This is a genomic window from Chryseobacterium sp. 14P4.3.2, from assembly GCF_057799275.1.
Map to the genome: position 1 here is coordinate 1 of NZ_JBYOKO010000019.1, position 24,846 is coordinate 24,846.

The 24,846-nt window shown below is 35.1% G+C and carries 23 protein-coding genes; 10 read left to right on the forward strand and 13 right to left on the reverse strand.

Going from position 1 to position 24,846, the window contains the following annotated elements; genetic code table 11:
- Positions 1–339: 339 nt before the first annotated feature.
- The 5 genes from AC27VX_RS20770 to AC27VX_RS20790 all read left to right on the forward strand — a co-directional run bounded on the left by AC27VX_RS20770 (position 340) and on the right by AC27VX_RS20790 (position 6,769).
- Positions 340–1,506 carry a T9SS type A sorting domain-containing protein gene (locus tag AC27VX_RS20770; RefSeq protein WP_488697717.1) on the forward strand — a complete coding sequence of 389 codons (1,167 nt, stop codon included), beginning with the start codon at positions 340–342 and terminating at the stop codon, positions 1,504–1,506.
- A 140-nt stretch (positions 1,507–1,646) separates the two neighbouring features.
- Positions 1,647–4,298, forward strand: coding sequence for a 4-alpha-glucanotransferase (locus AC27VX_RS20775; protein ID WP_488697719.1), 2,652 nt, complete (start codon positions 1,647–1,649; stop codon positions 4,296–4,298).
- 139 nt (positions 4,299–4,437) lie between these two features.
- Positions 4,438–5,508: a hypothetical protein gene (locus tag AC27VX_RS20780; protein WP_488697721.1), complete on the forward strand. Its 1,071-nt coding sequence runs from the start codon at positions 4,438–4,440 to the stop codon at positions 5,506–5,508.
- 177 nt (positions 5,509–5,685) lie between these two features.
- The gene (locus AC27VX_RS20785) at positions 5,686–6,132 is read left to right on the forward strand and encodes a DUF4890 domain-containing protein (RefSeq protein WP_488697723.1); all 447 of its coding nucleotides are present in this window, start codon (positions 5,686–5,688) and stop codon (positions 6,130–6,132) included.
- A gap of 127 nt (positions 6,133–6,259) precedes the next feature.
- Positions 6,260–6,769, forward strand: coding sequence for a ferritin (locus tag AC27VX_RS20790; RefSeq protein WP_236857201.1), 510 nt, complete (start codon positions 6,260–6,262; stop codon positions 6,767–6,769).
- A gap of 494 nt (positions 6,770–7,263) precedes the next feature.
- Here the strand turns inward: AC27VX_RS20790 and AC27VX_RS20795 are convergent, their stop codons facing one another.
- On the reverse strand, positions 7,264–10,404 hold the full coding sequence (locus AC27VX_RS20795; protein WP_488697725.1) for a UvrD-helicase domain-containing protein: 3,141 nt from the start codon (positions 10,402–10,404) through the stop codon (positions 7,264–7,266).
- A 182-nt stretch (positions 10,405–10,586) separates the two neighbouring features.
- Here AC27VX_RS20795 and AC27VX_RS20800 point away from each other — a divergent pair, with 182 nt between their 5' ends.
- The 4 genes from AC27VX_RS20800 (at position 10,587) to AC27VX_RS20815 (ending at position 13,868) form a co-directional block, all read left to right on the forward strand.
- Positions 10,587–11,333 carry a carboxypeptidase-like regulatory domain-containing protein gene (locus tag AC27VX_RS20800; RefSeq protein ID WP_236857203.1) on the forward strand — a complete coding sequence of 249 codons (747 nt, stop codon included), beginning with the start codon at positions 10,587–10,589 and terminating at the stop codon, positions 11,331–11,333.
- Positions 11,334–11,339: 6 nt separating this feature from the next.
- On the forward strand, positions 11,340–12,161 hold the full coding sequence (locus AC27VX_RS20805) for a peptidase associated/transthyretin-like domain-containing protein (protein ID WP_488697727.1): 822 nt from the start codon (positions 11,340–11,342) through the stop codon (positions 12,159–12,161).
- Between the two features lie 19 nt (positions 12,162–12,180).
- Positions 12,181–12,981: a carboxypeptidase-like regulatory domain-containing protein gene (locus AC27VX_RS20810; protein ID WP_236857205.1), complete on the forward strand. Its 801-nt coding sequence runs from the start codon at positions 12,181–12,183 to the stop codon at positions 12,979–12,981.
- 152 nt (positions 12,982–13,133) lie between these two features.
- Positions 13,134–13,868, forward strand: coding sequence for an SIMPL domain-containing protein (locus AC27VX_RS20815; protein WP_236857206.1), 735 nt, complete (start codon positions 13,134–13,136; stop codon positions 13,866–13,868).
- A 63-nt stretch (positions 13,869–13,931) separates the two neighbouring features.
- Here the strand turns inward: AC27VX_RS20815 and AC27VX_RS20820 are convergent, their stop codons facing one another.
- The 6 genes from AC27VX_RS20820 to AC27VX_RS20845 form a co-directional block, all read right to left on the reverse strand.
- A complete protein-coding gene (locus AC27VX_RS20820; protein WP_236857207.1) occupies positions 13,932–14,444 on the reverse strand; it encodes a GNAT family N-acetyltransferase in 513 nt (170 codons plus the stop codon).
- A gap of 3 nt (positions 14,445–14,447) precedes the next feature.
- The gene (locus tag AC27VX_RS20825) at positions 14,448–14,669 is read right to left on the reverse strand and encodes a PspC family transcriptional regulator (protein ID WP_167032978.1); all 222 of its coding nucleotides are present in this window, start codon (positions 14,667–14,669) and stop codon (positions 14,448–14,450) included.
- A 74-nt stretch (positions 14,670–14,743) separates the two neighbouring features.
- A complete protein-coding gene (locus AC27VX_RS20830; RefSeq protein WP_488697730.1) occupies positions 14,744–15,220 on the reverse strand; it encodes a hypothetical protein in 477 nt (158 codons plus the stop codon).
- Positions 15,221–15,330: 110 nt separating this feature from the next.
- Positions 15,331–16,590: a DUF2851 family protein gene (locus tag AC27VX_RS20835; protein WP_488697732.1), complete on the reverse strand. Its 1,260-nt coding sequence runs from the start codon at positions 16,588–16,590 to the stop codon at positions 15,331–15,333.
- A gap of 28 nt (positions 16,591–16,618) precedes the next feature.
- On the reverse strand, positions 16,619–17,767 hold the full coding sequence (gene bshA / locus AC27VX_RS20840; protein ID WP_236857210.1) for an N-acetyl-alpha-D-glucosaminyl L-malate synthase BshA: 1,149 nt from the start codon (positions 17,765–17,767) through the stop codon (positions 16,619–16,621).
- 4 nt (positions 17,768–17,771) lie between these two features.
- The gene (locus AC27VX_RS20845; RefSeq protein ID WP_488697735.1) at positions 17,772–19,493 is read right to left on the reverse strand and encodes a glycoside hydrolase family 3 protein; all 1,722 of its coding nucleotides are present in this window, start codon (positions 19,491–19,493) and stop codon (positions 17,772–17,774) included.
- 116 nt (positions 19,494–19,609) lie between these two features.
- On the opposite strand from AC27VX_RS20845, the gene AC27VX_RS20850 reads away from it, so the two are divergent.
- Positions 19,610–20,152, forward strand: a complete 543-nt coding sequence (locus AC27VX_RS20850) for a hypothetical protein (protein WP_488697736.1) — start codon at positions 19,610–19,612, stop codon at positions 20,150–20,152.
- A 242-nt stretch (positions 20,153–20,394) separates the two neighbouring features.
- Here AC27VX_RS20850 and ribA read toward each other — a convergent pair whose 3' ends face one another.
- Genes ribA through lolB1 form a run of 6 tightly spaced genes read right to left on the reverse strand, consistent with a single transcriptional unit; the run spans position 20,395 to position 24,744 of the window.
- On the reverse strand, positions 20,395–20,991 hold the full coding sequence (ribA, locus tag AC27VX_RS20855) for a GTP cyclohydrolase II (RefSeq protein ID WP_300685041.1): 597 nt from the start codon (positions 20,989–20,991) through the stop codon (positions 20,395–20,397).
- 17 nt (positions 20,992–21,008) lie between these two features.
- Entirely contained in the window at positions 21,009–21,467 is a 459-nt protein-coding gene (locus tag AC27VX_RS20860; RefSeq protein WP_236857215.1) for a hypothetical protein, read from the reverse strand.
- Positions 21,464–22,078: a DUF4254 domain-containing protein gene (locus AC27VX_RS20865; protein WP_236857216.1), complete on the reverse strand. Its 615-nt coding sequence runs from the start codon at positions 22,076–22,078 to the stop codon at positions 21,464–21,466. Before AC27VX_RS20865 ends, AC27VX_RS20860 begins: the two co-directional genes overlap by 4 nt.
- A 17-nt stretch (positions 22,079–22,095) precedes the next feature.
- Complete coding sequence (locus AC27VX_RS20870) at positions 22,096–22,308, reverse strand: twin-arginine translocase TatA/TatE family subunit (protein ID WP_236857217.1); 213 nt, start codon at positions 22,306–22,308, stop codon at positions 22,096–22,098.
- Between the two features lie 31 nt (positions 22,309–22,339).
- A complete protein-coding gene (locus tag AC27VX_RS20875; RefSeq protein WP_236857218.1) occupies positions 22,340–23,902 on the reverse strand; it encodes a peptidoglycan DD-metalloendopeptidase family protein in 1,563 nt (520 codons plus the stop codon).
- Positions 23,899–24,744 (reverse strand): lipoprotein insertase outer membrane protein LolB1, encoded by an 846-nt coding sequence (lolB1, locus tag AC27VX_RS20880; RefSeq protein ID WP_236857219.1) that lies wholly within the window; start codon positions 24,742–24,744, stop codon positions 23,899–23,901. The genes AC27VX_RS20875 and lolB1 overlap by 4 nt, the downstream gene beginning before the upstream one ends.
- Positions 24,745–24,846: the final 102 nt, after the last annotated feature.

The window sequence follows — 24,846 nt, forward strand, 5'->3', positions numbered from 1 at the left end:
GTATCTATATGATCTGATCTAGTCTAATCTAATCATAATCTATATCAACCGGGCTAAAGCCCGCTTCTATTGAATAAGGATAGTCTTTCTTATAACTCCTTCCTTATGATTAAGATGATTCATAATAGCCATCTGGATGACTACCCCATAGAGATCCAAACGCTTGAAAGGTCTTTTTGAGTCTAATTAAGACAATACAATATTCCTTTATCATACTCTTACTATTAATATTCATTTGTTGTAAATTTTATTTAAATACTGGATAATATTTATTTTTTACTCTATAATTTGCGTAACTTAGTAATATTGAATTTTTTACAAATCAAAAATTTACATATTATGAAAAAACATTTATTCCCTCTATTTTTGTTATTATTAAGTGCTAACGCACAGGCACAGCAAGATTTGTTTGCAATTACAGGAAAAGATACGCAAAGTATAACTTTCAATGATTTTCGTGTAATAGACGTTGCAAATGGAACTTCCGGTGAGAAAATTTTTACTGCTGATACTTCGGTAAAGGTATATTCACAAGGAAGAAAAGCTGTTGTAGCGGAAGATAAAAATTCTTATAGTAATTCTCAGGCAATAACGATGGCAGCGCTGGCTTATGATCCATCTAATAATAATTTGGTGTATATGCCTATGTTTTCATCAAATATTTATGTATTGCAGCCCCAAACAAAAGAGATTACATTGGTAGAGAATAATGTAGCAAGAGTATCTTCATGTGATATTAATTCTCATATCACGAGAATGGCAACCGGATATAACGGCAATATTTACGCAGTTAATAATGCTGGAACACAGTTTCTGGAAATCAGCAAAAAAAACGGACAATATGCTGTTATAGACCTGGGAATCATTAAAGACGATGTTTCAAATGGTAAGAATTCCTTTACGGCTGTTGAAACTGGTTTTGGCGGAGATATGATTGCTGATACCGATAATAACTTTTATATCTTTTCTGCCTCAGGAAATGTTTTCAAGGTTTCAACGAAAGAATTAAAGGCAAAGTTTATAGGTAAGATTACCGGTATTCCAGATAATTATTCGGTGAACGGTTCAGCAGTAAATGCGCAGGGAAAGGTCGTTATAGCCAGTGCTAAAGGAGATTCTTTATATGAAGTTGATGTACAGACTTTACAGGCGAAACAGCTTTCTGGTGAGAAGGGGCTACATATCTATGACCTGGCAAGTAAGTACTTTGTCAATGAAAAAAAATCGGTATCTAATACATTGACTGATGTGGATATTTATCCAACCAGAGTTGACGAGCATTTTGTCAATGTTCATATTGATAATAAAAATGTGAAAGGAAATGTTAAGCTGAATGTTTTTGATATGTCAGGAAAGAAGGTGATGAATCAGAGCTTATTTGTGAAAAACGGTTCTTTGGATCAGAAAATAGATTGTAAAGAACTGGTAACTGGTGCGTATATTATAAATCTTAATGACGAATCAGGTAAGGTGATTTTTAATAAAAAAGTTCTTATTACCAAATAATTGGTTCCATAAAATACGATAAATATAAAGTGTCAAATACAACCTTTTCAAGTTGATTGAAAAGGTTTTTTTAATGATTATTTGATATTTAATAAGTTTTATTTTTGGATATTATAATGTACTTTTATAAAAAAATATAGATGAAGCTATACTTTAACGTAGGATATATTGTAAAAGCAGGAGAAAATATTGAACTCGCCATTGGTGGGGAAGGTACTGTTGCTCATATCCATACTATGTTTTATGCAGAGAATGGTTTATGGAAATGTGAAGTAGATTATTTTTCAAAGTCTGTTTCGTATAAATACCGTGTTGTAGATGAAAAAGGAAATGTTATCAGAGAAGAATTTGTTCAGCATCATCTTAATTTTCCACATAACTACAAGGAATTTGTTATTTTTGATGAATGGAATAATAAAAACTTCCCTGAGAATTATTTAAATAACAAGATTCTTTATAATAAACTACACGGCTTTGTTTCAGAGAGAGAAATTGTTCTTAAAAAGCATACTCACTTATTTAGGATAGAAGCTCCCATTTATAATTCAGATTGGAGAATTGTATTATTTGGAAATACAGCATCCCTTGGGGGCTGGGATTATGATAAGGCTATTCCTTTAACGCAGACAGATTTTGGACTTTGGGAAGTTTCCGTTGAGATTCCTGAAAATGAGTGGATCCAGTTCAAATATTGTATTTACGATATAAAGCAGAAAAGAGTTATTGACGTTGAAACCGGGGAAAATAGGTTTACAACAGCCAATCCGTTATCAGATGTTCTTCAGATCGTTTCCAATCATTATTTTAGATTTAAGGGATATCAGATGTATCACGATGCGGGAGTTGCCGTTCCCGTATTTTCTTTGAGGAGTGAAGATGGATTCGGTGTGGGAGAATTTGCTGATATTAAAAAACTAGCAGATTGGACGAAGGAAACTAATCTTGGGATTATTCAGATTCTTCCGATTAATGATACTACTGCAAATTATTCATGGACGGATTCCTATCCTTATGCAGCAGTATCAGTATATGCTCTGCATCCCCAGTATATTTCTTTAGAAACCCTTAATTATTCTTTACCGAAAGAATTAGTTGACTCTTATCTTGTTGAAAAAGAAGCTTTAAACGCTCTTGATCTGGTTGATTATGAAAAGGTGATCACAAGTAAATGGAAATACCTGACTGCTGTTTTCAATACGCAAAAGGATAAGATTTATAAAGACCGGAATTTCAAAAAATTTATAAAAGACAATGAATACTGGCTTGTTCCTTATGCTGCATTCTGTGTATTAAGAGATAAATATAAGACTCCAAATTTCAACGACTGGAAAACCCATAAGAAATATATAGCAGGAAAGATTTCCCAATTCTTTACTACGAAAAGTAAGGATTATGATCTTTCAATGCTTCATGCCTGGGTACAATACCAGCTTCATATACAGTTAAAAGACGCTGTTGATTATGCCCATAGTTTAGGAATTTCACTGAAAGGAGATCTTCCCATTGGAATCTATAGATATTCTGTAGAAGCCTGGACTGAGCCTGAATTATTCGGGATGGATTTCCAAGCCGGAGCACCGCCGGATCAATTTACCGAGCTCGGTCAAAACTGGGAATTCCCAACTTATAATTGGGAAGCCATGAAAAACGATGATTATAAATGGTGGAAAAATAGATTCAAAGCATTGGAGCAATATTTCGATGCAATGAGGATCGATCACATTCTTGGTTTCTTCAGAATATGGAGGATGCCGATTTCTGCTGTGCAGGGAATTTTAGGATATTTTTATCCTGCTGTTCCTATTACTCTTGATGAATTTAAAGCACTGAAAATTCCATTCGACTTCGATAGATATTGTAAGCCATTTATCAACAATGAGATTTTGTGGGATTACTTTGAAAAAGATAGTGGAAAAGTACTTGAGTTTTTAGAAAAGAAGCAAGATGGTACTTATTCTCTGAAAGAAGAATTTGATACACAGAGAAAACTGGTCGACTTCTTTAAGAAAAATCCACACGGCCCGCTTGAAGAGAAGCTGATCTCACTTTGCGCGAATGTTCTGTTTCTGACAGAGAAAAGAAAGGGTGAAACGGTTTATCACCCCCGATTTAATGTATACAATACAGAATCTTACAAGTTCCTGTCAGAAGCAGAACAGAAAAGTATTTACGAACTGTATCACGACTATTTTTTCAGAAGACAAGACCATTTATGGTATGAGAAAGCTATGGAAAAACTTCCCGTAATTCTGAATGCCACCAAAATGCTGATTTGTGGAGAAGACCTGGGGATGGTTCCTGCATGTGTTCCGGTAGTAATGGATGAATTGGCTATCATTGCTCTGAAAGTTCAGCGTATGCCTTCTGAAAACATTCCGTTCTATGATCCCAGAAATGCCACTTATATGAATGTGGTTACGGCCTCTTCACATGATAGTTCAACACTGCGGCAGTGGTGGAAAGAAGACCCTGCATTGACACAGAAATACTATAACCAACAACTGGTTCAGTATGGAAAAGCACCTGAATACCTAACTCCTCATTTGGCAGAAATTATTATGAAGCAGCATCTGTATAACGAAGCTATGCTGGCTATTTTCCCTATTCAGGAGTTCATGGCAACGGATGAAGAATTATCAAATATAAATATGGATAACGAAAGAATCAATGATCCCGCAGTTTTTCCACATTACTGGCGATACAGAATGCATATTAATCTGGAAGATTTAAAAAGAAAAGATGCTTTTAACGAAAAAATTGCTTTTTGGGTAAAAGATAGTGGTAGAGTGTAAATTTAACAATTGATTATCAGTTAGTTAATTATATTTTAAAAGAAGTTTGATCTAAAGATTTAACTTCTTTTTTTTATTTGTATCAAAAAGATAGAATTGAGATATTCTACTATATATTAACCAATTAACGACTATAAGGATGAAAAAAATATTTTTAGGATTAGCTTTTGTTTTAGGCGTTTTGACGTCTGCGCAGCAGTATCCGAATAATGGTTGGGGAAATGATGGTTATTCTCAGAATGGAGGAGACTACTATACTGATCAGGATGATAGAAATTACTTTCCTGATGACTATTATTACAACTACCCGCAGGATTATTATCCAAGCGATTATTATCAAAGTTATTATAACGATTATAGAAACAGTATTGTGAATGTTAACTGGAATGGGTTTTTCGTGCAAAATAGATTGAACCCATGGCAGATCGATCAGATAATAAGACTGAATAATCTATACTCAAGTTTTGCAGCTTGGAATAATTTCTATAGATATAACCCAGACAGATGGTATTACGACAGGTTTTATGCAATGGAAAGAATTTTGGGGCCAAGAGTATTTGTTGTTTTCCAAAATAACTATTACAGAGGTTCGAGCCCGATTATATATTTCCAGAACTACAGGAGAACATATTATGTCCCGAGATATACTGTAATGCCAAGATATAGAAATATTAATATCAATATTTACAGAGTAGACAGATCGAGATTCCGTAGAACAGATAATCCTACCTTTGATATCATCAGAAGAGATAACAGAGCGGATAATGGATTCAAAAATACAAGAACTGAAGGAAACTCAGGAGGGTTCCGCGGACAGAATAATAACGGGAGAAATGATAATTCCGGTTTCAGAAACCAGAACAATGGAGTAAATAATAATGGCGGTTTCAGAGGAACTACTGATAACAATGGTGGTTTCAGAAATAGCAGCGGAGGCTTTAGAGGGAATAGTGATGTGAAAACAGAAACTAATATACCTGCTCCGTCAAGAGATAATAACGGAGGTTTCCGAGGTAATAATGGTGGCGGCTTTAGAGGAAACAGTGAAGTACGAAGAGAAAGCGCTCCTGCTCCGTCAAGAGATAACAACGGAGGTTTCCGCGGAAATAATGGAGGAGGATTCAGACAGCAAAGAACGGAAAGTTCAGCTCCAAGCCAGAACTCTCGTAGCAATGGAGGAGGATTTAGAGGAAGTTTGGTAAAGAATTAATTTTCATATATTATATTTAAGTGGTGTGAAGGACAGGTTTTTGTAATCTGTCCTTTTTTTTGTTTATGATTATTTTATTTTAGTTAAAATTTAACATTATTTATGACTATGTTAATTTAACTTGTCTTTTGTTTCATTATCAAAAAGGTATAATAACAATTAATAAAATTTTAAAAGATGAAAAAATTAGTTTTGGCAATAGCATTTATCGGGATGGGAAGTTTTGCAATGGCACAACAGATAACTCCACAGGACAAACAGGCTAGAAGAGCTGAAATGCAGCAAAAAATGCAGCAGAGAGAACAGGATCATCTGGCACAGATGCAGAAAGATCTTAATCTTAATCAGTCTCAGGTTAGTCAGATAAAATCGCTTCAGGAAAAAAGAAAATCTGAAATGAAAGCTCAGTTTGAAAAAAATAAAGTCGATAGACAGGCTAAAATGGAAGAAATGAAGGCCAACAGAGCACAAATGGATGCAGATATGAAAAAAATCCTTACTCCTCAGCAATATGATAAATGGCAGGCTGACAGAACTGCTAAAATGGAGCAGAGAAAAACAGCTATGAAAGATGGAAGAATGATGAGAAAACCGATGAATACTGCTGCTCCGGAAGCAAAATAATAGATAGTAATTTTTATTTTTGAGTGTTAAAAGGATGGATGATTTTCCATCCTTTTTGTATTAATTTTCCGTAAAACTTTTGATTACGGGCTTTTATTCACTATTTTTGACTATAAATTTAATACGTATGGTTAGCGAAAAAATTGCAAAATTAATTAACGAACAGATTGCCCACGAACAATATGCCGCTCAATATTATCTTTCAATGTCTGCATGGTTTTCAGGAAAAGACCTTGACGGAATTGCCAACTACTTCAGAGTACAGAGCAAAGAAGAATTGATGCATGCAGACAAAATGTTTGATTATTTAAATGATGTAGGCGGGGAAATCATTATCGGGGAGATTGCAAAACCTCCGCATGAGTTCGATAGTGCAACAGATATTTTCGAGAAAGCATTGGCACATGAGAAGATAGTAACTAAAAGTATTTTCAATATTGTAAAGAATGCTAATGAAGAAGGTGATTTTGCAACAACTTCATTCATGCAGTGGTTCATCAATGAGCAGGTAGAAGAAGAAGCAAGTGCTTCTCAGTATGTGACGAAGATCAAAATGGTGTGTGATAACCCATCAGCATTGTATCTTTTTGATCAGGAATTATCCCAGAGAGTATTTACTCCTGCTACGACTGCTTAAGATCGAAAAAACTTCAAAATATAAGACCGCTGCCTTAGGGAAATAGCGGTTTTTGTTTTTGTAAGGATTTAACGTCACGAGTTTTGAATCCTCTTAGCAGAATAGATTGTTTGCATTGCCTGTCTGCTGTAGATAATTATTTCTTCTGTCCTCGCCTCAGGATCTTAATAGCTGTAATAAAAACTGTTGCGCCCAATATAAAACTGAGAAACAAGGATTTTGCAATATTTTCAGTGGGCATGTTCCGGTGACTATCTTCCGTGACCGGCGGATCTATACAATCAATAATATTATAGGTGACAACTGCAGAGATCAGCATGATGACCAAACTTATAACAAAGGAAATTAAATATATTTTCATGGCTAGCTGTAATCAAAATAAATGACTGATCGTATATTGTTTATTCTGATTAAAAATAATGATTCCTTTTATATTTTTGAGGCATTTTAGCAAATTATAAAGTAATATTTTGTGAATGCCGTGGCTGAAGGACTTATAGATAAATAATCTGAGTTTTAAGAACCTTTTTTCCCAGTCTTTCGAGAATGTTTTTATACCCTTCCACCTGCGCTTCATCTTTACTTTTCTGTTCTCCCGTTTTAAAATCAACAATGATATAGCCTTCGTCATTCTTTAAAATACGATCCGGACGGAAGATATGACTTTCTCCGTTTTCAGAAATCATAATATCTTTTTCGTTGATAACTTCCCATTTCTCATCAAAGAACTCAGAATAAGTTCTTACGATATCCTGTAAAGTAGCCTCTATTTCAACTTTCTCTTCCAGGGTAATTTGCCCTTCCAGCGCATAGCCTTCCAATACTTTGTGAATATCTTTTTCAGTATTGATCTTTGAGAGAAGTTCATGTACAAATAACCCTATTCTCACTTTCTCATTTCGAACCTGATAGTTTTTGGAAGGAGTAGCAATTTTTATAGAAGTACTTTTTTCACTGACATTTTTAAGATCCTGGATATTTTTTGTCTTAAATGAAGAACTTTTGGTTTTTGAATGCTTCTTCAGCATCTCCGGATTTATCTCATACAAATCAAACTCATCAGAGTTCTCTGTATTTTTTGTTTGAAGGAACTCCAGAAGTTCAAGATTGTTGGAAGTTTTGTTAGCTTTTTGAAGGTAGAAAAATAATTGTTCAACCGGTCTTGTTGTAGCAACATATTGCAGACATAGTCTGTCAATAAGATTTTTGTACGAGTTTTTCTTGTTAAAAGATTGAATCTCCTCATCATACACCTCAAGATTTTTACTGAACTGATTAATGTTAACCGATTTTAAAGCATCACTTTCATTAGTTTCAAACCAGTTGGTAAATTCATTATCTCTGTTTTTATTGATCATCGGGATGAAAACAATAGGGAATTCAAGCCCCTTAGACTTATGAATAGTCATGATCTGAATAGCGTCAATATTTTCTGAGGCCTGAATGGTATAAGATGAAGCTTCTTCATCCCAATATTTTAGAAACTCTTTTGTACTGGCGCCTGCATTTTGTGTGAAATTGAAAAGCATTTCCAGGAAGTTGAGAAGAAAATCTGTTTCCTTGTTTTCTACTGAAAATTCGTTGACATAATATTCTATGAAATTGTACAGATTGAATCTTGGAAAATGATCCTGTTTAAGCTGTAACGAATATTTGTGATGAAGATACTGAAGGATCTCTTCATGAGTTTCAATATCCAGAATCTCTTTCATTTCCAGACTGAAATCCGGCATATTAATTTTCCCCAGAGTATTCAGATAGTACATCATCATAATCAGGCAGGTTTTATTCTTAGGATTGATTTCCCATCTTAAAAACTCAATGACCGCTTTTAAAGTATTGGAAAGTTCCAGAGTAAGACCTTTGTCGGATATTGTTTTGATATTGGTTTCCTCGCCATGATAGGTTACTTTTAAATTTCCCAGTTTTTGAGAATAGCTGAAAATATCAAAATTTCCACGGCATAGAATCGTAATGTCCGAAAATTTAAAACCATTGCTAAGACACTCCTGAATATCCTTCCTCATTCTTTCAGAAGTGTCATCATAAAACTCTTCATTGGTAAGGTTTTCAATCAGATTGACTTTTACGCGGCCGTCAATTTTCGATTTAGGACTTTGTTCGGCATCAATTCCGAAAATATTTTTATGCTCCTCTTCCAATCCTTCAGAGTGGTAGCGGTATAATTCATTGTTGAACTGTACAATATTTCTGGCACTTCTCCAGTTATCTTTTAAAACAAGAAGATCTGCCTGTTTAGGGGAAAATTCTTTTTTATTGATGATATCAAGCATCAGCTTGCTTTCTCCACCCCGAAATCTGTAGATACTCTGTTTTGGATCTCCAACCAAAGTAAATGAAGTATATTCTGAAGAAACGCTATGGTCCCGCAGGGGAACAAAATTTTGCCACTGCAGTTCTGAGGTGTCCTGAAATTCATCAAAGAAAAAATGCTGAAACTGGGAACCTACTTTTTCATAAATAAAAGCAGAAGGCTCATTCTTCAGATTTTCATTAATCAGAATATTAAACTTGGAAAGCAGAACAAGATCATTTTCTTCCTCAATTTTTTGAAGCTCATCCTGAATGTCTTTATTGACTTTTAAAGGAAGAAGAGCAGACAATACCTTTTCTTTTTTTTGAGTTTCAATATACAAAAGAATAAGCTGCATCCTGTTTTCAATCAGTTGATCAAGAATCTCAAAAATCTCAGACTCTTTATGCTTTGCTTTCGAAGATGCTCCTTTTCTGTAATTATTGACAACGGACTCTTCCTGTGTGGTGGGAAAAGGAAAACCAGCTCTTTTCTGCTGATAAAAGTCTGTTACTTTCGTAAAGAAACCTCCGATTCCGTTTTTCCCCTGTGCAAAATCTTCGATATCAATATTCCTGGATTTGAATAACTCAACAGACTGGACGGCAAGATCAGCAGATTTCTTTTTATTGAGAACAATCTCTTTTCGGAGCGTGTTTTTTATATTTTCATAACTCGCATCATCAAAACTTTTATTGTTTTTCAAATGTTCATAATGAATATCTTTTACAAACTCTTTTGCAGAGTCATAAAGATTTTTGTTAAGGTTGATTCTTTCATTATTTTCAAGACTGTAGTCTACGTAATCCATGAAAGAATTGGAGATCGTTTCATTTTCACCAATCTGATCCAGCATTTTATCCACTGCTTCAATCAAAAATGGCTCAGCTTCAATTTCAAGATTGAAATTCTTGGCAAGTCCCAATTCATAAGAAAAACTTCTTACCAGCCTTGAATTAAAGCGGTCAATTGTCCCAATATTCAGAGTAGAATAATTATGAAGAATATAATCCAGCAGCTTTTTTGAGCGATGGTGAAGTTCATCAATAGTAATTTTTAAACCTTGTTCTTCAAATGCTTTCTGGATGTTTTTAAGATCGGTGTTCTCTATATATTCACTGGTAGAAAAGCTTCCCAGCCAGGACAGTATTCTTTCCTTCATCTCATTGGCTGCCTTATTGGTGAAAGTCAGTGCGAGAATATTCCTGATCGATTGCTGCTGATTAGGATAACGGAGACAGATCATCAGAAGTCTCTGAACCAGAGCGTAGGTTTTGCCGGATCCTGCAGAAGCATTGATAACTGTATAAGAATTTTGCATTGTTAAAGGAGAATTGAAACTGCAAGTTAACTAAAATTTAAAAGAAACTTTAACAATTTAGAATGGCTATTTAACAGTTTCCAGGGTAAAAATTAAAAAGAAATATTAAAACACGTTAACTGTGGTTAAACTTATGGTAAAAATTAAAAATAATTTTAGCTTTGCTTTATAAAAAATAACCAGTGAAATTTAAACTATTCTTTTTTTTATCTCTTATCTTCTTCCTTCATACCCATGCCCAAAGTTATATTTTTGGTAAGATAACTTCTGAAGATGGTGCAGAAGTGCAGGATGTAAATGTGATTAATATCCGGACGGATGAAATGGTTCTTTCAAACAGAGATGGGCATTTTATGATTTCCGGGAGAGCAGGAGATGAATTACGTTTTATAAAAGTGGGCTATGAACGTCTGACAAGGAAAGTAGCGTCAGAAAATATACAGGCTCCTATGAATATAAGCCTTTTGCGTACAACCATTCAAATTCCTGAAGTTGAAGTAAAGAAGGGACTTACTGGAAACCTTAAAATAGACACGAAAAACTATAATAAGCCTAAAAAAGTTGAAAAACTGACAGCAGAAATGGATCGGTATATCTCACAGAAATCAGATCCAAGAATCCTGGCAGCAAGACCAGGAGAATTTGTGCAGCCAAAAGGAGAAGGATTTAGCATTGGAAAGGTAAAAGACAAGTGGGATGATATTGATCTGATGAGTTATATCAAAAAAAGTCTTGGAGAAGAATATTTCACAGATCTTAAAATAGAGAAACCACTGATAGATCATTTCATTTATTATGTTTTTGCTGGAGGCTTTGAAAGGAAAAAGATCCTGAAATATGGATTTTGCAGTGATGCAGATCTATATAGATTTCAGCGTTTTGTACTGACAAGAATATCATCTTATCGTGCACCGCAAACTCAAAAATAAGCAGATATGGAAAAATGTCTAAAACAAACTTTCTGCTTTTCTCTGATTTCTATGGGAACTGTTGTTTTTGCACAACAAAAAATATCAGGTAGAATTACGGATGAAGGAACTTTAAATATGAGTTCCGTATTAGTTGTGAATATCACAAATAATGCCAGTGTACAGAGCGATGATACAGGAAGGTTTGCTATTGATGCCAAAGAAAATGATGAAGTAAGATTTGTAAAAGAAGGATATTACCGTACCAGTAAGAAGATTACCCGTGAAGATTTGAACGCCCCACTCCGGATAAGCCTCAAAAAAATGGAGATTGAGATTGCTGAAGTTAAGATTAAATATAATCCTACAGGAAATCTGGCGAAAGACAATCAATATTTAAATGAGTCCACGAAGCTGAGAAACTTAAAATCTGAATTGGGAGAATATATGCTTGGCCCTCTTAATGAACCTCTGCCGGATAACACGGTGTCTAAAACATTTACAGGACACGATTTCAAAGCAGGACAGGTTGATTTATTAGGTGTTTTTCGAACTTTCTCAGGTTTGGTCAAGAAAGCAAATAAACCGAAGATTACTAAAGCCAGCTATTTTGAGACACAGGATTTCCTGGCCAGAGTAAAAAGAGAAATCAATCTGGATTTTCTGAAAAAATACGGAATGGATGAAGAGCAGATCGATAAATTTCTGCTGTACGCCAATGGAAACCGTTTACTCGCCAAAAAGAACCGCAAAGATTTCCAAATTGATGTCATAGAATATGAAATTAAAGTAGCATTTGCGGAATATAAAAAATTAAATAACCTGGAAGGAAGTAACAACAAAGACTAATTCTTAGACAGAATAAAAATTGAACAAATATACATTGAAACCCGTAAAATTTTTTGTTTTCATAGCCTTTCTATGCACCAGCCTTTTATTTTCACAGCAGACCGTGACAGGAAAAGTTGTGGATGATAATGGTGATAATCTTGGAGCTGTCATTATCATTAATATGTCTACCGACAAAAAAGTCTATTCCAATTCACAGGGGGATTTTTCCATTGAGGCCAGTCCCAATGATGAATTGAGATTTGTAAAAGAAGATTTCAGAAGAGCATCCCGAAAAGTTCTTGTTGATGGAGTGAATAATCAGCTGTTAGTTACCTTGTTTCAGATTCCGAAAGACATAGGTGAGGTAAAGATTGTCAAAAAGCTTTCAGGTGACCTGGAGGTAGATTCCCGTATCGTGGCAAAGGTAGATAAAGGAGAACAGGTGAGAGATGCTGTAGGCCTTCCGCAGCCTGTAGGAAAGATGAGGGAAAAGCCGGCAGAAGTGAAAAGTGTTCTATTACCAATACTGTTAGGAAACCTGAATGTACAAGGCGTTTATGATCTGATCAGCGGTAAGGCAAGGCGGCAGAAAAGACAATACAGGTATGATGATCTCCAGGAGCATATTCTTTGGGTTCGGAATAGAGTAGAGGATGAATACTTTATCAAAGCAGGAATTCCTGCCGACCGAATCTCAGAGTTTATTGCATTTTCATTTACTGCAAAGCCTCAGGTACGTACCTATGTAAAAGCTAAAAACTTATCTGGTGTAATGTTGAGAATGGAAGAAACAATACCCCTTTTTATAGAAAGGTTAAAACAAATTAAAGGTAATTAAGATAGACTTTAATTTTTTTTTAGTGTGTTTCACTCCATTGTCTGCGCTTTAGCAAGTTCTGTCTTCTTTTTTATCCTGTTAAAAATATCTTAAAATAGTGGAATGGAAATTGATATAATACCTTTTAAAAACAAATCCAATTCACAAATTTTATGAATAAAAATATTATTGCGGTCGCAGTAGGAGCTTTAGGCTTTGTAATCGGCCTCGGATTTCTTGGAAATGCGATAAAAAACAGAAACAAATCTGAAAATACGATTTCCGTTACCGGTCTGGGGACTAAACAGTTTACTTCAGATCTTATTACCTGGTCCGGAAGTTTTTCGAAAAACAATACGGATCTGAAATCTGCCTATGATGAGCTGGCACTTGACAGAAAAGTGATCAATGATTACTTGATTTCAAAAGGAATAAAACAGAACGAGATTGTATTTTCATCTGTGGATATCCAGAAACAATTCAGAAGCTATAATGATTCGAACGGAAATTATGTGCAGGGAGAATTTTCCGGTTATAATCTGACTCAAAAAGTTTCCATTGAAAGTAAAGAGGTTGGGAAAATTGAAAATCTCTCCAGAAATATTACCGAAATCATCAACCGTGGAATTGAGTTTACCTCTTCTTCACCCGCTTATTTCTATACCAAACTGGCGACTGTGAAACAGGAAATGATTGCCGGGGCAACCAAAGATGCCAAAGAGCGTGCTGAGAAAATTGCAGAAAATTCCGGAAGCAGTTTGGGCAGTCTGAAGAAAGCAACAATGGGAGTTATTCAGATTACAGCACCCAATTCCAATGAAGACTATTCCTATGGAGGAACCTTCAATACCTCTTCAAAAGAGAAAGAAGCGAGTATTACAATAAAGCTTGAATACGAGGTGAATTAATTAATCTCTAATTTAAAAAATAGATCAAAAAATAACGCCGGAATAATTCCGGCGTTTTATATTTTAAGGATACACAGTATCACAGAGCTCGTTCTTAATTTCCTCTATATTTTCAGGAGAGTAATTGGCTAGCAGCCATAAGTTCAAAGACCGCTTTCCCTCACCATAACTTGGCTGGACATAAGTGGTGTCTATCAGGCTGAAATTATTTCTCAGATAAAAAGAATAACGTCTCGCTGCATCTTCGTTAAGTTCTGCAGGTTCAATTTCCAGGATAATTTGAGGATAGTTTTCCAATAAATAGCCCATAATATGAGAACCCAGCTTTTTACTTCTGAAGGCTTCAAACACCTCAAAATGTTCCACAAAAACAAAGGAGCTCAGTTCCCATAAAATAAGGTAGCCAACAGCTTCCGATTCATGCACTACAGACATGAATCTTACCTTCGGATTGGAAAATAATGCGGTAAACTGTTTCCTGTCTCTTTGTTCGTCTACAGGAAAAGTAGTGGTATAAGAAGTATAGATTTCCTGAACTCTGTGATCTTCCGCAGAAGTAATCGGTAAAAATTCCATAATTTATAAGTCAAAGACACTGGGTCTTCTTGTGATGAAAATATCTTTAATCCAGATTGTAAATGCCAATCCTAAATAAATTAAAAAGAAAAAGCCCGCTGTAGCAAAAGTAGAGTAGATAAAGAAAATCCTCAGTTTAGACACGGGAATCCCAAGTTTGGCACCGGTTCTTGTGAGTACACCAAACCATTCTCTTTCCATTTTATGACGGATATTACTTAGCATTTTTAAGATTCTTTTAAATCCAATACTGCAAGATAAGCAATTTTTTTGAGAAAGGATTTTGATCCGTAGGAAGATTAGTTGTTAAACTCCAGACTGTAGATGACACTGATAATTTTCCATTGACCATTTATTTTTGCCAGATGCCAGAATTCTTTCCCCCAATTTGATGCCTTACGGTTGGAAAGAAATGAATAATCAAAAATCACTGAAGCAATCACATCATTATTTTCTATAGAAATATTTCTGAATATTTCCTCCTGTTCTCCCTTATCCAAAAGAAAAGAATGAAAATTGCTGAAATTTTTGGTGAAAGTGTTAGTTGCTTTAGGATCCTTTTCGATCCTTTTTTGCTGGGTTTTATCCGTAATGACAGCGGTCCAGTTAAAAGAATCTTTCGTAAACAGGCTCTTGAAAGTTGCTGTATCTTTTTTAATGATACTTTCTTTCACTGCTGTAATGATACTTTCTATTTCTTTTTTTTGTTGAGTATACCTCTGGGCAGTACAAAACCCCATCATAAGAATGAAGATCGGTATGAGAATAGTTTTCATTTTTTTTCTGTAAAAATTCATATAAATACGTGATAATTTTCACTGGAAATGCAAACGTAGATGTTTCAGGTGCAGAATACTTCATTCGCTATTTAAAGGTAATTTTCTTTTTATTCTTTCAAAAGCTTAAGCCCAATACCACAGGCCAGACAGCTTTTATTTTCACAACTATTCTTATAATGATAGATTAAACTTTGGCTTTCAAGAGCATTGTTGATTCTTACGCCCAGTTTCTTCCAGCCTTGCGTTACCGAGTTTTTTTCAGCAGGTATACTTTGGTAGAATGTTATGATTTCATCAGCTATTTCTTCGTTGTGATATCTGTGATAAGCATATTGTAACGGAAGAATGGTATTGAGAATGATGAGATCTATAAAATCTTTACTTAATGTTTTAGGATGAAATGCTGAAACTGTACCGAAATTAAAATGGGTATCCCAATACTTTGAAGCTGTTACCGGATTAAATACTTCATAAATTTGATCAGCCTTGCGGGCACTTATGATTTTTGAAAATAAATTTTGGTGCTGAAAGTAAAGATCTGCCAGTTGGGATAAGCGGATGGTAGGAAAGTTGGGAGGTCTTAATCTTAAAAACTTTGGATGTAGTGTAAAATCAGAAATGTTGAATTTTGTCTTTATGAATTCAAATTCTCTTTTCCAGGTTTTCATCTGATTATCCTTCGGAGAGTCAAGCCACCCGGAAATTCCGAATAATAAAGCTTCGAGCTGAGAAGGATTTTGACGGATTTTATTAACAATGCTATAATCTATACTTTCTGCAATCTGCCTGAAAATAGGAGCATTTACCTTTAGCCCGAAAGAATATGCAAAACTATGAAAGAGAACCGCTTCAAAATTATTTTTATGTTGTATTAAAGACTGCTCAAGTTCCAAAGATTTCTCTTCCAGTTTTTTCAGAATATTTCCTTCATGAAAATTGATTGGAATTTTATTATTGTCAAAAATACCTTCACAAGGAATAAACTGATTGTTATCAACGAGTCTTTCGTATTTCCATAAAGTATTTTCATCGATATAATTTTTCAGTTCCAAAGCAGGAACATTTTTGTCACTGAGCACATTGATTTCTATATCATGCTGAAATATGACATGGAGAATAATGTTTTGATAGTTGGGATCGTGAGAGTGATTGTGGAAAATCCAGTCTGAAGAACGGACGTGGAGTTCGATGTTTCCAGCGATAAGTAAGCCGTTGATTTTTATTTTTGCATCCAGAAAATCCGGACCTGCATTTTTATTCCATTTTCCAAAATGGATGATCTCAACGGAATTTCCTTCAATATCCTTGAAGTTAAAATGTTTGAAAACCTTATAGTTCCAAAGATATTGAAGTAGTTTTTCCGTCATAAGTATGACGATAAATATAATAGAAATATTATACTTTCGTCAGCTCCTTATTAAAATTTTCTATGGTTGTTCTATACATTTTCTCATATATAGGAAGAATGTTTTTCAAATCGAATTTTATCGCCTGTTCTTTCGCGTTTTGCTTCATTTTGGCTAAAAGTTCATCATTGCTCAATAGTTTGATGGTGTAGTTGCTCATTGCTTCTACATTTCCAATTTCAGCCAGATATCCTGTCTCTCCCTGAATGTTCACTTCAGGAATTCCTCCTGCATTGGAACTGATTACCGGTGTATAAGCTGCCATAGCTTCCAACGCTGCCAAACCGAAACTTTCCTGCTCCGAAGGAAGAAGAAATACATCTGAAAGCTGTAAGATTTTATATAAATCATTTACCTTTCCTAAAAGACGAATTTTGGAAATAAGCTCAGGATTCTCTTCCAGAAACTGATTAACCTTTTCCATATCAGGACCTTCGCCAATGATGATAAGCTTAGATTTCACCTTTTTCTCTACATTTTTAAAGATCTGCAGTACTTCATCCACACGTTTTACAGGACGTAGATTGGATACGTGGATCAGTATTTTTTCGTCAGGATTGGCAAACTGTGTTCTCTGGCACTCAGAGCAGTCATCAAATTCAGAATTGTCAATAAAATTGGTAATTACCTGAATTTCTTTTTTGATGTTGAAAAACTGAAGGGTATCTTTTTTCAGACTTTCAGAAACAGACGTAATAGCATCTGACTGATTGATGGAGAATTCTACCGCATGTTTATAACTTGGATGCTGGCCCACAAGGGTAATATCAGTACCATGAAGGGTAGTCACCAAAGGAATGTCATTATTGTCCTCCTGAAGCATCTGCTTAGCTGTAAATGCAGCATACGCATATGGGATGGCATAATGAGCATGTAGCAGATCAAGTTTATAGAGATTTACAACCCTGTAGATCATAGAACTTAATGCAATATCATAAGGCTGATATTGGAACAGAGGATAGGTCTGAACATTTACTCGGTGGAAGAAAATATTAGGATTGGTAATATCAAGCCTTGCAGGAAGTGCAGAACTGATAAAATGTACTTCATATCCTTTATTGGCAAGAGACATTCCTAATTCTGTTGCTACAATTCCGCTTCCACCATATGTTGGATAGCAAAGTATGCCTATTTTCATTGGATTATTGTTGTTTTGATGTTGTATTATTTGGTAAAGAGGTGGTAGAATTCAGATCTATTCCCATTCCCGGTTTCAATTGGTCATTTACCAATACGGGAAGTCTGCCTCCTATTTTTGTTTTTCCGTTTAATGCATCCGCAGTGGCATTCATAGAGTCGTCATTGTTTTCATAAGAAACAAGAACTGTTGAAACCTTAGAGATATCAATATCTTTTAAAGCATATGCACTTCCAAATACATTAAGAATTACATTTTGATTTCTGGTAAGATCTGTAAGGATTTTTTTTGACTCCGGAGATATTTTATAAGGCTTATAAGCTGTTGAATTATCCTTGTGGAAACCTACAATTACTGTAGATCCTGCTGGTATTGTATTTATTTCACTTGCTTTTTTTACCATTACACTGGCTCCCAATCTATCCGCAAAAGTCTGATAAGGGGCTTCTTCCAAAGGAACGTAGTAAATCTGTTTTCCGGTAATAGGAAGTAATTTTTTTTCGTCTTTTAATAAAGTCAGAGCGTTCACATATAGATTCTGTACCAAAGCTTTGTGAGAATCATTATTAAGATCAGTATTGATATTTTCAGGATTTTTTGGAGTGTACTGAGTTAGTCCAAGAAAATATTTAGTCAATAAAATTTTCTTCACACTTTCTTCCACTCTGTTTTGAGAAATTTCTCCCTTGTCTATTGCCTTTTGGATCAGTTTTTTACCTTCAGAGACCCCTTGTGAAAAAAGCATGATATCATTTCCAGCTTTGAAAGCCATGGCATCCAGTTCTCCCGGTTTGTATTTGTTAGCTACAGCACCCATATTTAAAGCATCTGTAATAATTAAGCCTTTATATCCAAGCTTATCTTTCAGTAATCCTGTAATGATATTTTTCGAAACAGAAGCTGGAATTCCTTTTCCTGATTCTAAACTGGGAACGTATAAATGAGCGACCATTACACCGCCAATTCCTTTGTTCATCAAGGCTTTGAATGGTGCAAGTTCAATAGTATTAAGCCTTTCCATACTGTGAGACACTACCGGAAGGTCCAGGTGAGAATCTGTACTGGTATCCCCGTGACCAGGAAAATGTTTGATAGCAGCAAGGATATTGTTATCTTGTAACCCATTTGAATAGGATAGGGCAGAGCTGATTACATTATCTACTTCAGAACCAAAACTTCTGTTTCCGATAATAGGGTTGTTAGGATTGGTATTAACGTCTACTACAGGAGCAAAATCCCAGTTGATCCCCATTCTGTGACAGTCTTCTGCTATTTTTGCCGCCATCTGATATACCAGGTTTTTATCCTGAATAGCCCCTAAGGTCATAGCCCATGGGAATTTATGAGCGGTTGCAATTCTTTGATACAAGCCCCATTCTGCATCCATTCCAATTATTAAAGGAATTTTAGATGTTTGTTGAAATTCATTGACCAGATTAATTTCTCTTGCAGCATCATCCTGCATTAAAATCAGACCGCCAATTTTATCATTAGCAACAATGTTTCTTACCTGGCTGATATATTCTTCTCCTTTATTGGTGTAAAGTGCCACAATGAAGAGCTGTCCCAATTTTTCATCCTGAGAAAGGTTTTTATAGGTTTTATCAACCCATTGCTGAGCCTTTTTCAAATCTTCTTTGGACGCATTTTTAGGCTGATACTGAGCATTCAACTTAGGACTTATCAATGCAACAATAAAGAGTGAAGTATATAATAATTTCTTCATGACTTTTTGAATAAGAACAAAAATACGATTAAAAAAACGACGAAAACAATGTTTTTGCAATTTTTGGTATATGATTTGAATACGCAATATAAATAATAACTAAACTTTAATAAGAAATGAAAAAAATACTTCTCTTTTTATTCCTGGGTGCTGTAGGTTTTACTGCTTATAGCTGTGATAAAGATGATGATGTTGTGGTACAACAAGGTCAGGATACAATAAATCAGGCATTTGATATTAGTCCTACTTTTACAAAAGTTAGTGACAATCTTTACAGATGGAAAGACAATTTCAATAGTCCATTAGTACAATCTGATATGGTCCTTATTTATATGCAGATTGGAACTGAAGGTGGCGCTCCTATCTGGAAGCTTCTACCATATACTTATTATGTCGGTAATGTAAATAATGATGCTGTAGATTATATTTATGAATTCACTAAGAATAGTGCTACCATCAATATTAATTCTACCAATACATTTAGTTTAACAGCTAACCCGTCGTACTACCAGAATAAAAATTTCAGAGTTCTTATTCTTCCAGCTAATGGAACAGGAACAGGAAAATCAGCTAAAGGTAATGCTGTAGATTACAACGATTACAAGAGTGTAATTAAATATTACAATATTGACGAGTCTAAAATCAAGACTAAATATTAAGAAATATCTTTTCAGTTTTTTATAATTAAAGAAAGCTCCGGGAGAAATCTCGGAGCTTTTGATTTTTATGAGGAATGAAGCACTTTGGTAGGTCAAGAGTAATAGCTATTGGGTCCAATAAATCTACTTTCCAGAATTAAGAGCTTTGGCGAAAGCTAATAGTTTATATTGGAGTTAAAATGATGAGGTATTAGTAACATAATAAAAAAGCTTCAGAATACATTCTGAAGCTCTTATTTTATCTAGTTATCATTGTCATCCAGAAGATGGCCAAAGAAATCTTTCTTTGTTTTCAGATAGCCTTTACTAATTTCGTTGGCAGGAATCTGTAATGGTATTCTTGAGTTAAGATGAATATTGCTGTCTACCACATATTTTACCTTTTCAGGGTTATTGGTAAGAAGATTAATATCTTTTACTTCTAACAGGTTAAGGATTTCAATAGCAACTCCAAAGTTTCTGTCATCTGCCGGAAGTCCCAGCTGCAAATTGGCCTGTACAGTGTCAAAACCTTTTTCCTGTAGAGAGTAAGCTTTAAGCTTATTGATAATCCCTATATTTCTTCCTTCCTGACGAAGATAAATGATAATTCCTCCATTTTCATGGATGTACTTCATCGCAGCATCAAGCTGTTGGCCGCATTCACATTTTTTTGAATGGAAAACTTCTCCGGTAATACATTCTGAATGAAAACGAACATTCACAGGTTTTGAGAAATCTGTATTTTCTGCGAGGATAGCCATGTGAGGCATCCAGTCGTTTTCATTTTCGGAGAAAGCAATCATTCGGAAATTACCGTGTTCTGTAGGAACATTGGCTTCCGCCTGAATTTTAATCATTAATAGTCAATTGTTTTTTAACTTCCTGGTAAAGTATCCTCAATGACAGAAATATTGGTTTTTAAACGAACCAAATATCTGTTGAGAACTTCGTCATCATCTTTACTCAGACTTTGTCTTTGCTTTTGAATTTTTTTGTATGATTTTTCGAAGCTTTTAAGTGCTCTTTTCTTTCCGGCAGAATTGTTAGCATCAATAGCATATAAATAATTCTGAAGGCTGTATTTCAAGTTTACAACCTCGTCATTTAATCCATTGTCTTTAAACTTAGGAAAAGTGGAGATAATATTTGAAATTTCAGAAGCATTTACATTTTCTTTAATATTGATATTAAAACCCTTCTTGGACCCTCGGTCAGAATCAGAGCCTTTAGTATCACTGTAAAAACTGTTTGACAGCGGAGAAAGGTTAAGCTTTTCCGTTGCGCAGGAAGATGTTAGTATGATAAGTACTCCAAAAAAAAATAGTCTTTTCATTTCTGTTGCCCTTTTTGATAAAGGATTGGGTTAAGACTTTCATCGTTATACATTTTCATTTGTTTGTATACTTTCATCTTAACGTTACCGTTCTCAATATCAGCAAGCAACTGATTAATAGAAGTTGTAAGATCCTCTTTCTGAGTAAGCAGTACATCCAGTTTAGCCTGGCAGTTGTTTCTGTGCTCTTCAGAAGCAGATTCTCTATTAGCTTCTAATGACATATGGTAAACCTTTAGCGCAAGAATTGATAATCTGTCTACTGCCCATGCGGGAGTCTCTGTATTTATCTTTGCTTCAGGTTTAGGAGTTATATTTTCAAACTTGTTAAGGAACCAGCTGTCAATATATTCTACCAGATCAGTTCTTTTCTGATTGGAGGCGTCTATTGTTCTCTTGAGTTGAAGAGCTTCAGCCGGATCAATATTTTCATCTCTAATAATATCTTCCAGATGCCATTGAACGGTATCAATCCAGTTCTTTGCATACAAAATCCGTTCCAAACTGTCTTTTTCGAACGGGTTATTAATTAGAGTGTTAACGTCATCAGACACGTGATAGTCTTCAATAGATTGATTGAAGACTTTCCATGCAGTCTCAGTAAATTTCATTAATTCTAAGGAATTTTTTAGTTGCTGGATGTATTATTGTCCGTAGAAGAAGATTTGTTTTCAGAACCTGGTTTGTCTTCTTCTTTTACCGCATCTTTAAATTCCTTGATTCCTGAACCAACACCTCTCATTAGTTCCGGAATTTTCTTTCCTCCAAATAGTAATACTAAAAGTATTGCTACGATAAGGATGTGCTGCCAAGATAAGGCAAGTATAGTTAGTGTATTCATCTCTTAAAATTTTTACAAAGTTACACTTTTTTTAATATGAAATCCAACCTAATGGATCAACTGGTGTACTTCCGTTCCATACTTGGAAATCAAGGGTATAAGCACCATCAAAATCCTGAGCAATAGTGCCTACCGGAGTCCCTGAGGAAACCTGTTGTCCCTTGGAGACACTTACGTTTCCTAAGTTGGAATAAATGGTAAAGTAACTTCCGTGTTTAATGATAACAGTCTTTGTTCCGTCATTATTAGCCAATACCGAAGATACTGATCCCGGGAATACTGACTTTGCTCTTGTGCCTGAAGGAACAGAGATTTTGATCCCATTATTTTCTTCAGTAATATTTTTGAAAACCGGGTGGGGCTGTCTTCCGAAACGGTGGGTAATTTGCCCTGCTCTGTCTGCAGGATAGCCAAGTCTGCCTCTGTTATCGGCAAAACTGTTTCCTGCTGCTGTAGAAACGCCATAGCTGGTCATAGCTTTCGTTTCAGCTGCTTTTTTATCTTCTTCTTTTCTCTTGGCAAGTGCTGTTTCAGCTGCTCTGGCTGCCACTAATTTATCTGCCGCTTCTTTTGCTTTTACATTAGCTTCGTCTGATGCTTTTTTTGCGGCAACTTTTCTTGCTTCATCTCTTGCGTTGGATTCTGCTCTTGCAGCTTCTTCATTACGCTTTCTCTCTTCTTCCGCTCTTCTTGCTGCAAGATCAGCTGCTTTTTTAGCTTCGGCTTCAGCCAGCTTTCTCTCTCTTTCAAGGGCTTCAGCTCTTGCTTTAGCCTCAGCTTCAATTCTTGCTTTTTCTCTTTCCGCAGCTATTTTAGCTAAACGTATTTTTTCAGCTTCCGCTTTTTTTCTTGCTTCTTCTTCTGCTTTGGCAATTCTTATTTCCTCAGCAATAATAGCTCTGATCTGTCCTTCAAGAGCTTTAGACTGAACTTGTTTTTGTTTTAGTTCAGCAGTCAGCTTAGACTCGTTCTTTTTGAACTCGGTTACCAGCTGCTCTTTCTGCCCTCTTTCCGCATTGATTGTCGCCAAATCCTTCTGTTGATTGACAAGAAGGTTTTCTTTCTCTTTTACAGAGCTTTGCTTTTGTGCGATACTTTTCTTGATTTGATTGGCTGCATCGGTGATTTCAGCTGCTTTTTTATCCTGATAATCGGAATATTGCTTCAGGTACTGTACTCTTCGTATAGCTTCTCCTAAATTTTTGGATGAAAGAATAAATGTTACTTTGTTCTGTACACCTTTATTTTTATAAGCATTGACCAAAACTTCAGAATAGTTTTTTCTTAAAACAGCCAGTTCTTTATTCTGGCGGTTAATTTCCAGCTGACGTAAATAGATATCATCCTCAATGAATCTTTTTTCTTTCTGGGTATTATTATATACCTTTTCTCTTAACACCAATTTTTGATTGACACTAGAAAGATAGGCTATAGAAAGTTTAGATTCACTTCTTGTTTTGGCTAAATCGGAATTTATTTGTGCAATTTGTTTTTTAAGTTCGGCATTCTGCTTCTGCAGCTGTTCTTTATTCTGCTGGCCCTGGTGCAGTCCGAACATCAAAACACCTATTAAAAAGCTAAATTTTTTAATCATTTAATCTCAATTTTCTTATAACTGGATGGTACAGAATAAGGTGTTTCCATCCTCGAAAAGTCAAATTTCGTATTTTCAATTAAAATCTGACTAGATTTTGACCCTTTTATAATTATTTTAACATTTTTAGGAAGGCGCACTCCATTATATTCGTCCCAATCACTGTAAGAAATGTCAAGCTCATCAGAAGACAGAATATCTTTTAAATTGACATTCAATAAATCGTAATTGGTATCATATTGCAGAGTAATCTTATACTCTCTGTTTTTTTCGTCTGTTACAATTTTCTGGTTGATGTTCGATACCATTTTGAATCCCTGGGCATTCTGGGTAAGATCAAACTGTCTGTCGTTGATCTTTACAAAAGTACGGCCCAGAAGGATTTTTTCCAGTGATTTATAATCAATGAAATTGACATTCAGGAGATTGTTGAGATAGTCGAAATCAGAATCAATATAAGTTTTATTTATTTTATCCTGGCCTTTTATTCCTTCAGGGGTTGCTATTCCTCTGGCAGCATTGATGAAGAGTGCTCTCAGATTCATCCATACCTTTTTGTCATTTTCAATATAAATAGTAGCATCTAGGGTAGGTATAAAACTTCCTGTTTCTACCCGCACCTTACTGTCGATTTTAATCTGTTCAAATTTTGGAGGGATTAATGCGTGTTCAAAAAAAGTGTATTTATCCCGAACCGGTTCATTGACATCTTTTGGATTTCCGTTATCTTTTGTAATGGTGATGCTATCCTGAGTTTTACCTGTATCACCTTGGGCGGTAGTACGGGTTTTACAGGATGACAAGGCAAGAAGCAGTAAAAATAAGGATATCCAATTTTTCATGTATTTAACTTTTGTTTAAAAAACTCAGCAATATTAAAGCCAAACCACACAAAATATATTGTGTGGTTTGATTATGTTTTATGTAAGTGAAAGAATTTCTGA